The organism is Streptococcus sp. 2018037 (genome assembly GCF_019754195.1).
Lineage (GTDB): Bacteria > Bacillota > Bacilli > Lactobacillales > Streptococcaceae > Streptococcus > Streptococcus hashimotonensis.
In genome coordinates, this window is record NZ_JAIJZQ010000021.1 from 23427 (window position 1) to 35529 (window position 12103).

A 12103-nucleotide genomic window follows, 5' to 3' on the forward strand; every position below is an offset into this window, starting at 1 on the left:
CTATGACGGAAAAAGATTCAAATGTAGAGGAATCAGTGCTAGAAGTGGAACAGGCATCCCAAGTAGAATTGGATTCAGAACAAATTTCACCAGTAGAGAAAGAATCTGTATTAGCCGAAGAAAAAGGACTTTCTACGGATGTATACATACCTGAGATGACTGCTCCGGATGATGAAAAAAGTGCCTTTTTCGAACAATGGAAAGCACGCCACCAAGCCTACCTTGCTCATAAAGATGCTGCGGATATTCAGGCAGTTGACGAGGGACAGACAGAACAGGAGAACCCAGAAGCTAAAAAGAGTAAAAGGGTCCTTTTTCAGGGAATAAACAGAAGACAAGAGAGTCGGGAATCCAAAAAGGAAACAGGGGAAAAGGTTCAAACTTTAAAAGTTGATATTCCTTCCAAAGTAGTCTGGAAAGCTATTCCGGTTCTTGTGACGAGTTTGTTACTGGCAGCTCTAGCCTTGTATTTTATTTCTCCAACCAGCAAGAAAAAACAGATAGAGGTCGTTGGAAATGAGCGACTGACTGCTGAACAGGTGGAAAATTATAGTCTGATTTCTCCAGATGATTACATTGTAACCATAGCTTTGCATGCAGATGCTTACGCAAAGAATATTAAGAAGAATAGTTCGTCCGTTGAGACAGCAACAATCAAGTTCCAGTTTCCGGCTACCTTTACCATTCACATCAAAGAATACGCTATAATAGGCTACATTCAGCAACAAAACCAGTGGTATCCGGTATTGTCTAGTGGAGAGATTGGCGGTGAACCGATTTCACAGGATTCCTTGCCAGAAGGCTATACAACAATCAATTTATCCGACAAGGAATTAATCAAGGAACTAGCCATTGAATTGGGGAAAATAGATGCAGGAATTCGTTCTGCTATTCAGACAATAAATTTAACGCCGAGTAAAGTGACCGCGGATTTGTTGACATTCAATATGAGAGATGGAAATACTGTATTAATCCCGTTGGGTGAGATTAGCCAGAAGATGTCTTACTATACAAAAATAGCAGCAGAAGTGACAGTTCCAACGACAATTGACATGGAAGTTGGTATTTATAGATATGCAAGCTGAAATAGATAATTTTGTAAAGAAAAAGTAATAAAAAAATCCTTTAAAAACACCATAATTCGATATAATATGGTATAATGAAGGATGACTAATTATACTATTTTTTCAAAATGGAAGATGATTTGTTAAAGTTGGAAGTAAGAGAGGACTGATAGAATGGCTAGAAACGGCTTTTTTACGGGATTAGATATTGGTACAAGCTCCGTTAAAGTCTTGGTTGCAGAATATATTGATAACGAAATGAATGTGATTGGGGTCAGCAATGTAAAAAGTGCTGGCGTCAAAGATGGAATTATTGTAAATATTGAGGTGGCTGCTGGAGCGATTAAAAAAGCGATCGAGCAGGCAGAAGAAAAGTCAGGTATCCGCATTGAAAAGGTAAATGTTGGATTACCTGCCAACCTTCTTCAGATTGAACCAACTCAAGGGATGATTCCTGTTACAACAGATTCACAAGAAATTACAGACTTGGATGTTGAGAATGTTGTAAAATCAGCATTGACAAAGAGTATGACTCCGGAACGCGAAGTGATTTCATTTATTCCAGAAGAGTTCACTGTCGATGGATTCCAAGGCATTAAGGACCCTCGTGGAATGATGGGAATTCGCTTGGAAATGCGTGGTATGCTGTACACAGGACCACGTACCATTCTTCACAATCTTCGTAAAACGGTGGAGCGTGCAGATGTCCAAGTTGAAAATATTGTAATTTCTCCGTTGGCACTAACTCGCTCTGTATTGAATGAAGGTGAACGTGAGTTTGGTGCGACTATCATTGATCTTGGTGGTGGTCAAACGACTGTGGCTGTTATGCGTGGCCAAGAGTTGCAATACACAAACATCTACCAAGAAGGTGGAGATTATATCACAAACGATATTTCAAAAGTATTGACAACATCAAAGAGTATTGCTGAAAACTTGAAATACAACTACGGCATTGCCTATCCGCAAGATGCAAGTGATAAGGAAAAGTTCACTGTCGAAGTGATTGGAGAAAACGCTCCAGTTGAAGTGACCGAGCGCTACCTTTCAGAAGTGATTGCGGCACGTTTGCGTCAGATTTTTGACCGTGTGAAACAAGATTTGGAGCGTACACGTGCTCTAGATTTACCAGGGGGAATAGTCATTGTAGGTGGCGGTGCCATCTTACCAGGAATTACAGAATTGGCCCAAGAAGTGTTTGGTGTTAATACTAAACTTTTTGTTCCAAATCAAATTGGTATCCGCAATCCAGCATTTGCAAGTGTGATTAGCTTTGTTGAGTATGTTGGTGAGTTAGAAGATGTTGAAAATATTGCCCAACATGCAGTAAATGGCGAGACTACCTTGAGACATAAGCCAGTTGAAATTCCTGTTGCTCGTCCTCGGATTAGTCAGCCAATTCAAAGAGAAATCGTAAACGAATTGAACACAGTCGATCAGGTAGAGGAACAAGTTGCTCCTGCTTACCATGATGAGGAAGAAGAAGTTCGTCCAGCTGCTAAGGGAAACATCACAGATCGCATTCGTGGTTTGTTTGGCAGCATGTTTGAATAAGAGAAAAGAAAAGGTGATTTAAACTATGGCATTTTCATTTGAAGCAGCAGCTAGTCATGGTGCTGTCATTAAAGTAATCGGTGTCGGCGGTGGTGGCGGAAACGCGATTAACCGTATGATTGAAGAAGGTGTTGCTGGGGTTGAGTTCATTGCAGCAAACACAGATGTACAAGCGCTAAGTAGCTCTAAAGCTGAAACAGTTATCCAACTAGGTCCTAAATTGACTCGTGGTTTGGGTGCTGGAGGTCAACCTGAGGTTGGTCGTAAAGCTGCTGAGGAAAGCGAAGAAGCATTGACTAATGTATTAACTGGTGCAGATATGGTCTTCATCACTGCTGGTATGGGCGGTGGTTCAGGGACTGGTGCGGCTCCTGTTATTGCACGTATTGCTAAAAACTTGGGTGCGTTGACTGTCGCAGTTGTGACTCGTCCGTTTGGTTTTGAAGGAAATAAACGTGGAAACTTTGCGATTGAGGGAATTGAAGGTCTTCGCGAACAAGTAGATACACTCTTAATTATTTCAAACAACAACCTTCTTGAAATTGTTGATAAGAAAACACCGCTTTTAGAAGCATTAAGCGAAGCTGATAATGTTCTTCGTCAAGGTGTTCAAGGAATTACAGACTTGATTACAAATCCTGGTTTGATTAACTTGGACTTTGCAGATGTGAAGACAGTTATGGAAAACAAAGGGAACGCCTTGATGGGTATTGGTATCGGTACGGGTGAGGACCGAGTGATTGAGGCGGCTCGTAAAGCGATTTATTCTCCTCTTCTTGAAACAACAATTGATGGTGCAGAGGATGTCATTGTCAATGTTACAGGTGGTTATGACATGACTCTGACAGAAGCAGAAGATGCTTCAGAAATCGTTAATCAGGCTGCGGGTCAAGGTGTTAACATTTGGTTGGGTACATCTATTGATGAAACAATGAAAGATGAGATTCGTGTGACTGTTGTGGCTACAGGGGTTCGTCAAGATACTGCTGATAAACCAGCCCGCCATCGCACGGAAGCTGTTTCACCACGCCCTTCTCAACGCTTTGATCATTCAGTAGCATCAGCACCAACTCGTGGAGCTGCACAACAAACTGAAGCGCCGAAAGCTTCTGCCTTCGGAGAGTGGGATTTGCGTCGTGAAAACTTGATTCGTCCAACTGACGCAGAACCAACATCTACTGTTTCCGTCGAAAAATTTACAATGGATCAAGATGAGGATGAATTGGATACACCACCATTCTTCCGTAATCGCTAAACTAAAATGAATTTTCAAAAGAATAAGGATGCTATCTTTTCAGCAGTTGCAAAAGCTGCTGAGAAGGCAGGTCGTCCGAGTGAATCAGTAAAGGTAATAGCTGTCACCAAATATGTTGACAGCTCTATTGCTAATCAGCTAGTGAATACTGGAATTACTCATATTGGAGAAAATCGAGTCGATCAGTTCTTAGAAAAGTATAATGCCCTAGCAGACAAACAATTGACATGGCATTTGATAGGGACTTTACAGAGAAGAAAGGTCAAGGACATTATTCCATTTGTTGATTATTTCCACGCCCTAGACTCTGTCAAACTAGCTCAGGAAATAGATAAACGTGCGACTAAAATAGTCAAGTGTTTCCTACAAGTCAACGTTTCCGGTGAGGAGAGTAAGCATGGCTTTGCAGTATCTGAGATTGATGCGGCACTTGCTGAAATTAGTTTATTGGAGAACATTGAACTTGTTGGATTGATGACGATGGCACCGATTGATGCTACAGATGATGAATTAGACGAGATTTTTTCTAAAATGCAGGAAATCCAAGAAGAACTAGCTACAAGGAACTTACCACGTATGCCCTTTACAGAGTTAAGTATGGGAATGAGTGGGGACTTTGAACGCGCCATTGCTCACGGAGCTACATATGTGAGAATTGGCTCAGCATTCTTTGAATAATGGAGAGGAGGAAAATATGGCATTAAAAGATACATTTAAGAACTTATTTAATTACTTTGAAGTTGACGAAGTCAATGAAGTTGAAGAACAGGCAGATGCCTATTCAATGCCTAATGATCGTCCTAAAATGCGTGTTGCCAATACTACTACAGCTGCACCTGTGCGCGAACAGCAGCCAAAAGTAGAGACGCGTCGGGAAGCACGTTCAGAAAGTCAACTTCAACGCCTACATGAAAGGCAGCAAGAATTGATGACTAATAATAACGAAAAAGAGATTGTCAAAACTACAATTGATATTAAGTTTCCAAAACGTTATGAAGACGCACCAGAGATGGTAAATCTTTTATTAGACAATGCGAGTATTCTCATTGATTTTCAATATATGTCGGAGCAACAAGCAAGACGTTGCCTAGACTACTTGGATGGTGCTCGTTCAGTATTATCTGGAAATTTGAAAAAGGTCTCAAATACCATGTGGCTGTTAACTCCAGTAAATGTCACAGTCAATATTGAAGAATTGCGCAATGCTAATGCTGGTACAACTACTGGTGCGGCTGATTCAAATTTTGACTTTGATATAAAACGGTAACGCTATGCAAATTTTGATTTTTTTACTATTAAAAATTGTAGAGATTTATTCTTATCTCTTATTGGCATACGCTTTGCTAAGTTGGTTTCCTAGCCTATACACAAGCTCGATTGGACGTTTGATTCAATGGCTGGTAGCACCCATTTTAAAACCCTTTAGGCGATTTAATCTGCAATTTATGGGGTTGGATTGGACTGTAATGGCAGCCATGATTGCGCTTAATATGGGAACTCGCTTCTTGGTTCAATTATTGCTACTGTTAGCATAGTTATGAAAAATGATAAAAACTTATTGCAACATTTTTCTAGGGAAGAAAGAGAGTTTGTAGAGAAAATAATGGATATGTGTCAGCAAGTTGAAGATACGTATTCATATAGATTAACTCACTTTTTACATCCTAGACAAGATGAAATTGTATGCAAAATTGCTAACTACTACCAGTTACAAACGTTTTCTAGTCGGGACTTTGTTTCGACTGAACATTCGCGGGTTATTATTGCCCCGGCTTATTATGAGTTGGACATCAAGGACTTTGAGTTAACCGCTCTTCATTTGTCCTATGCTAGAAAATTTCACACCTTATCCCATTCACAAGTTCTTGGAACTTTTCTCAATCAACTAGGGATTAAAAGGGAGTATTTGGGTGATATTTTGATTGATGATGAACGATTGATTGTCTTTATCGATCAGAAATTTGGGCAGATTGCCTTACAATCTATCACTAAAATTGCTTGTGTCCCTGTTAAGGGAAAGGAAGAAGAATGGATGAATGTTCGACTACCGATTGGACAGGAATGGCGTTCAAAGGATGTGTTGGTTTCTAGTATGAGATTGGATAAATTGATATCGGTCGCATTTAATCTTTCAAGGGCAACTGCAAATAAGTTGATTGAGGCTGGACATGTGAAGTTGGATTATGTTCTGGCAGAACAAACCAGTAAATTAGTTGAAATAGGGCAATTAATTAGTGTTAGGAGATATGGTAGAGTTCGCCTAAATGAATTTTTAGGTTTTTCTAAGCAAGGGAAGATAAAATTAAAGTTAGACATTGTTAAAACTTAGGAGGAAAGATGGCACTTACAGCATTAGAATTAAAAGATAAAACCTTTGCTACAAAATTTAGAGGATACGACGCAGATGAAGTTGATGACTTTTTGGACATTGTAACGCGTGATTACGAGGATTTAATTCGTAAAAATCATGACCAAGAGTTAGAATTGAAAAATTTGCGGGAACGTTTGGCTTATTTTGATGAGATGAAAGAATCATTGAGTAAATCAGTTCTTTTAGCTCAAGATACAGCTGAGAAAGTAAAAGTTGCGGCTGAAGATCAAGCGGCAAATATTATTAAACAAGCTGACTATGATGCGGCAACATTGTTACATGAAGCTAAAGATAAGGCAAATGAAATTCTTCGTAATGCGACTGACAACGCGAAAAAAGTTGTCATTGAAACTGAAGAATTAAAAAACCAGACACGTATTTTCCATCAGCGTCTGAAATCAACAGTAGAAAGCCAATTATCACTGGTTAATTCATCTGAATGGGAGGAAATCCTCCGTCCAACAGCAAGTTACATTCAAACAAGTGACGAAGCCTTTCGTGATGTTCTTCATAAGGCTTTGGATGAAGAATTACCTGTTGAAGAAGAAAGTTTGGATTATACACGTCAATTGACACCAGAAGAAATTGCAGAATTAACTCGTCAGGCAGCAGCTTTTGAGAGTGGAGAGTCTGTAGAAATTTCAATAGAAGAATAATAAAGATCATAAGCAGAGACACGGTCGGTAGAAATATTTATAGCGAGTAGGAGATGGTGGAAGCCCTACAATCTCTTTCTATGGATCATCACTTTGTTTGATTTTTCCTGAAAATAGTAAGGAGAGACGTCTGTTCACGTTACGAACATAGAGGGATAGGGGAAACTCTATCTAAACTAAGGTGGTACCACGAACTTTCGTCCTTATTTGGCGGGAGTTTTTTTATTTTTATGATACGATTAGAATTAGTAAACAAGGACAACTTTGAAGCAGTGTTACAAGTTCAACTTGCACCTGAGGACCAGCGCCGAGTGGCATCGGTTGAATATTCTTTAGCCCAGGCTTGGCTATATAAAGATTCGGGAATGATTCTACCCTATGCTGTGCTATCTGGCAGAAAAGTTGTCGGTTTCGCAATGTTATCTATTGAACCCAAAGATAATAGTTATTATTTATGGCATTTGTTGATCGATAAGGATTTTCAAAATCGTGGATACGGAAAGGAAGCCATCCAGCAAATGATTGGAAAGGCGAAGGCGGATCCGCTTTGTCATAAAATTTCTATAAATTATGTTATTGGCAATCATAAAATGAGGTACATTTTAGAAAAACTTGGTTTTCAATCCGTTGGTTTAGAAGGCCAAGAAATGAAAATGGAATTAATTATAAGATAAAGGAGTTATGATGAAACTAAAAGAAACACTCAATTTAGGTAAGACAGCATTTCCTATGCGTGCAGGCTTACCAACACGTGAGCCAGAATGGCAAAAGGTTTGGGATGAAGCAAACTTGTATGCTCGTCGCCAAGAACTCAATGAAGGCAAACCTGCCTTCCACCTCCACGATGGCCCTCCCTACGCTAACGGAAATATCCACGTTGGTCATGCTTTGAACAAGATTTCTAAAGATATTATCGTTCGCTCTAAATCAATGTCTGGCTTCCGTGCACCATTTGTACCGGGTTGGGATACGCATGGTCTTCCTATTGAGCAAGTCTTGGCAAAACAGGGTGTTAAGCGCAAGGAAATGGACTTGGTAGAATACCTTGAAATGTGTCGTGATTACGCTCTTAGCCAAGTTGACAAGCAACGTGATGATTTCAAACGCTTGGGTGTTTCTGCAGACTGGGAAAATCCATACATCACCTTGACGAAAGACTATGAAGCTGCTCAAATCCGTGTCTTCGGTGCTATGGCAGACAAGGGCTATATCTACCGCGGTGCTAAGCCTGTTTACTGGTCATGGTCATCTGAATCTGCCCTTGCAGAAGCAGAAATCGAATATCATGACATTGATTCAACATCCCTTTACTATGCTAACAAGGTCAAAGATGGCAAGGGGCTCTTGGATACAGACAGCTACATCGTTGTCTGGACAACGACTCCATTTACAGTAACGGCTTCTCGCGGTTTGACCATGGGAGCAGACATTGATTACGTCTTGGTTCAACCAGCTGGTTCTGACCGTAAGTATGTCTTGGCAGAAGCCTTGGTTGATAGCTTGGCTCAAAAATTTGGCTGGGAATCTTTTGAAGTGATCTCAAAACACAAGGGTGCTGAATTTGAATACATCGTGACCGAACACCCATGGGATGCTGAAGTTGATGAATTGGTTATCTTGGGTGACCATGTCACAACGGACTCGGGTACTGGTATCGTCCATACGGCTCCAGGTTTTGGTGAGGATGACTATAATGTCGGTATCAAATATGGTTTGGAAGTTGCGGTAACGGTCAACGAACGTGGCTTGATGATGGAAAATGCTGGTCCTGATTTTGAAGGGCAATTCTATGACAAGGTTGTTCCAACTGTAAAAGAAAAACTAGGAGACTTGCTTCTTGCTAGTGAAGTGATTAATCACTCTTATCCATTTGACTGGCGGACCAAGAAACCAATTATCTGGCGTGCAGTGCCACAGTGGTTTGCCTCTGTCTCTAAATTCCGTCAGGAAATCTTGGACCAAATCGAAGCAACGACCTTTATTCCTGCTTGGGGTAAAACACGCCTTTACAACATGATCCGTGACCGTGGTGACTGGGTCATCTCTCGTCAGCGTGCTTGGGGTGTGCCGCTTCCAATCTTCTATGCAGAAGATGGTACTGCGATTATGACCAAGGAAGTGACAGACCACGTTGCTGCCCTTTTTGAAGAGCATGGTTCTATCATCTGGTGGAAATCTGAAGCCAAAGATCTTTTGCCAGCTGGTTTCACTCATCCAGGTTCACCAAATGGCGAATTTACCAAAGAAACAGACATTATGGACGTATGGTTTGATTCGGGTTCATCTTGGAATGGTGTCATGAATGCTCGTGAAAACCTTGCCTATCCAGCAGACCTTTATCTTGAAGGATCTGACCAATACCGTGGCTGGTTTAACTCATCCTTAATCACCTCTGTAGCCGTAAATGGTCATGCACCATACAAGGCTGTCTTGTCACAAGGTTTTGTCTTAGATGGCAAAGGTATGAAGATGTCTAAATCCCTAGGCAATACTATTCTTCCAAGTGATGTTGAGAAACAATTTGGTGCAGAAATCTTGCGTCTGTGGGTGACATCCGTTGATACTTCAAACGATGTGCGTGTGTCTATGGATATTCTTGGACAGGTTTCTGAAACCTACCGTAAAATCCGTAATACCCTTCGCTTCTTGATTGCCAACACTTCTGATTTCAATCCTGCAAGTGATGCGGTGGCTTACGAAGAGCTTCGTTCTGTTGACCAGTACCTCTTGGTGAAATTCAACAAACTGGTAGCTCAAATCCGTGAAGCCTACGACAATTATGATTTCATGGGTATCTACAAATCTGTAGTAAACTTTGTAACCCTTGACTTGTCAGCCTTCTACCTCGATTTTGCCAAAGATGTTGTCTACATTGATGGTGCTAAATCACTTTCTCGTCGTCAGATGCAGACAGTGTTCTATGACATCTTAGTGAAAATTACCAAGCTCTTGACCCCAATCTTGCCACACACAGCAGAAGAAATTTGGTCATACTTGGAACACGAAGCAGAAGAGTTTGTACAATTGGCGGAAATGCCAGAGGTGGAAACCTTTGCCAATGAAGCGCAGCTTTTGGCTGATTGGGAAAACTTTATGAACTTCCGTACTCAGGCACAAAAAGCCTTGGAAGAAGCACGTAATGCCAAAGTCATCGGTAAATCACTTGAAGCTCATTTGACTGCCTATGTCTCAGCTGAAACCAAGTCCTTCTTGGAGAGCTTGAATGCAGACCTTGCTCAGTTGCTCATCGTTTCTAACCTTACAGTAACCACGGAAGCAGCTCCTGAAAGTGCTGTTCTGGTAGAAGAAGTTGCCTTTACTGTAGAGCGTGCAAGCGGTGAAGTATGTGACCGTTGCCGCCGTATTGATACTAGCGTTGTAAAACGTAGCTATGGTGCGACAATCTGTGACCACTGTGCAAGCGTAGTGGAAGAAAACTTTGCTGAAGCAGTAGCTCAAGGTTTTGAAGCTTAAGTAATCACAATACATTTGTTAAAGTCTATCTAGCGATAGGCTTTTTTTGTAATACTCTTCGAAAATCAAAATTATCCGTTGTCAAGAGCCTTGATGAGTGAAAAGCTCCAGTGGAGCTTCAGAACGTAGACAAACTCCTAAAAATATAAAAAATTGAAGAAGTTTGCGAAAGATAGCAAGTCATTAAACTCTTAGAAACATTGATATTTCCGCGTTTCTGAGAGTTTTTTATTTTCAACATAAAGAAAAAAGATTGAAGAAAATTGAGGCTGGGCAAAAACTAGCTTCTCACATATAAAAAACGAGCAATTCCAATTAGGAGTTGCTCGTTTTCCACTTCATGCTTTATAATTATAATAACCACAAAACAACTAGAAAGGCATGAAAATGTATAAACAGTATAACACAAATCAGTTAAGTTTGGAATTAAATATTGCTTGGGACTTACCTGCAACGCATGAGGCTCGTCTGATTAGTCAGTTTGTGGATACCATTCCTCAACCTGTTCTACTAGATGAAATTTCTCACACAGGTCGTCCTGCCTTTCATCCAGCCATGTTGCTCAAAATGACCCTGTTCGCCTATGCTCGCCAGGTATTCTCTGGTCGAAAAATCGTTCAAATGAATGAAGAAGTCATTCCTATGAAATGGCTGAGTCAGGATACCTACGTCTGTTATCGAACCATCAACAGTTTTCGGGCTAGCACACACGCCAATCAGCTCATCAAAACTGCCTTCATCTACTTCACTCTCCTCCTCAGAGAGAATGGATTGATTGAAGATGAGGCTCTCTTCATTGACGGGACTAAGGTAGAAGCTGATGCCAATAAGTATTCCTTCACGTGGAGAAAGGCCGTTGAACGCTATGAAGATGCCTTGAATGGAAACATTTCAGCCCTCTATGACAAGCTAGTTCAAGAAGGGGTGAATACTGCCTTGTCCAAGGAAGAATGCCTCACTAGCGAGGGACTAAACCAACTCCTACAAGGGACCGAACAAGTATTGGATGAGGTGGAAGAAGCTATCTCACAAGAGCCTAAAGTCATCAAAGGTGGCTCAGCCAACAGACAGAAACGAAGAAGAATTAAGAAACTAAAGAGAAAGTTGAAAGAGGATTTTCTTGTTCGGAAACAGAAGTACGAACGAGATAAACAGATTCTACAAGAGCGAAATTCCTATTCTAAAACAGATCACGATGCAACATTCATGCGAATGAAAGAAGATCATATGAAGAATGGCCAGCTCAAGCCTGGTTACAACCTCCAACTTGGCACAAACAGCCAGTTTGCCTTAGCTTACGGACTGTTTCCGAATCCAACTGACACTCGTACACTCAAGCCTTTTCTTCAATCCATCCAAACCCTAGAACTCTTTCAACACATTGTCGCAGATGCAGGTTATGGTAGTGAAGAAAATTATAGCTTTATCGTTGATGACCTGGAGAAAACACCTCTGATTCCCTACGGAACATATCAGAAAGAGCAGAAGAAAAGCTACAAGAAGTGTGATGCCAATCCTGAAAACTGGACCTACTTAGAAGATTCTGACCAGTGGATAAAACCAGATGGGGTTGTCTACTCGTTTAAGAATTATTCACGAAGAACGGAGCAGAATGGATTTGAGAAAGATATTAAGATTTACGAAGCTGATCCAGTACAAGCTAGCGAGGAATTGGACCAGTTAGCACGGACAGAGAAAGGAAACCTCAAACAAATTCAGTATAATCCTA

General features: G+C 40.8%; 11 protein-coding genes. All 11 read left to right on the plus strand.

The window, feature by feature from the left end; genetic code table 11:
* Positions 1–2: 2 nt before the first annotated feature.
* Entirely contained in the window at positions 3–1085 is a 1083-nt protein-coding gene (locus K5Q29_RS08025; protein ID WP_221877098.1) for a cell division protein FtsQ/DivIB, read from the plus strand.
* A 153-nt stretch (positions 1086–1238) separates the two neighbouring features.
* Positions 1239–2618: a cell division protein FtsA gene (gene ftsA, locus K5Q29_RS08030; RefSeq protein ID WP_221877100.1), complete on the plus strand. Its 1380-nt coding sequence runs from the start codon at positions 1239–1241 to the stop codon at positions 2616–2618.
* Between the two features lie 25 nt (positions 2619–2643).
* The gene (ftsZ, locus tag K5Q29_RS08035; protein ID WP_024385822.1) at positions 2644–3873 is read left to right on the plus strand and encodes a cell division protein FtsZ; all 1230 of its coding nucleotides are present in this window, start codon (positions 2644–2646) and stop codon (positions 3871–3873) included.
* A 6-nt stretch (positions 3874–3879) separates the two neighbouring features.
* The gene (locus K5Q29_RS08040) at positions 3880–4551 is read left to right on the plus strand and encodes a YggS family pyridoxal phosphate-dependent enzyme (protein ID WP_011922038.1); all 672 of its coding nucleotides are present in this window, start codon (positions 3880–3882) and stop codon (positions 4549–4551) included.
* 16 nt (positions 4552–4567) lie between these two features.
* Positions 4568–5140 carry a cell division protein SepF gene (locus tag K5Q29_RS08045; protein ID WP_024412671.1) on the plus strand — a complete coding sequence of 191 codons (573 nt, stop codon included), beginning with the start codon at positions 4568–4570 and terminating at the stop codon, positions 5138–5140.
* Positions 5141–5144: 4 nt separating this feature from the next.
* Positions 5145–5408, plus strand: coding sequence for a YggT family protein (locus K5Q29_RS08050; RefSeq protein WP_002943042.1), 264 nt, complete (start codon positions 5145–5147; stop codon positions 5406–5408).
* 2 nt (positions 5409–5410) lie between these two features.
* Positions 5411–6202, plus strand: coding sequence for an RNA-binding protein (locus K5Q29_RS08055; protein ID WP_221877102.1), 792 nt, complete (start codon positions 5411–5413; stop codon positions 6200–6202).
* An 8-nt stretch (positions 6203–6210) separates the two neighbouring features.
* Positions 6211–6900 (plus strand): DivIVA domain-containing protein, encoded by a 690-nt coding sequence (locus tag K5Q29_RS08060; RefSeq protein WP_221877104.1) that lies wholly within the window; start codon positions 6211–6213, stop codon positions 6898–6900.
* 230 nt (positions 6901–7130) lie between these two features.
* Complete coding sequence (locus tag K5Q29_RS08065; RefSeq protein ID WP_205032650.1) at positions 7131–7574, plus strand: GNAT family N-acetyltransferase; 444 nt, start codon at positions 7131–7133, stop codon at positions 7572–7574.
* Positions 7575–7584: 10 nt separating this feature from the next.
* On the plus strand, positions 7585–10374 hold the full coding sequence (ileS, locus tag K5Q29_RS08070) for an isoleucine--tRNA ligase (protein WP_105139519.1): 2790 nt from the start codon (positions 7585–7587) through the stop codon (positions 10372–10374).
* A gap of 387 nt (positions 10375–10761) precedes the next feature.
* Positions 10762–12103 (plus strand): IS1182 family transposase (locus tag K5Q29_RS08075; protein ID WP_221877105.1); only part of this gene is annotated, 1342 nt, incomplete at its 3' end.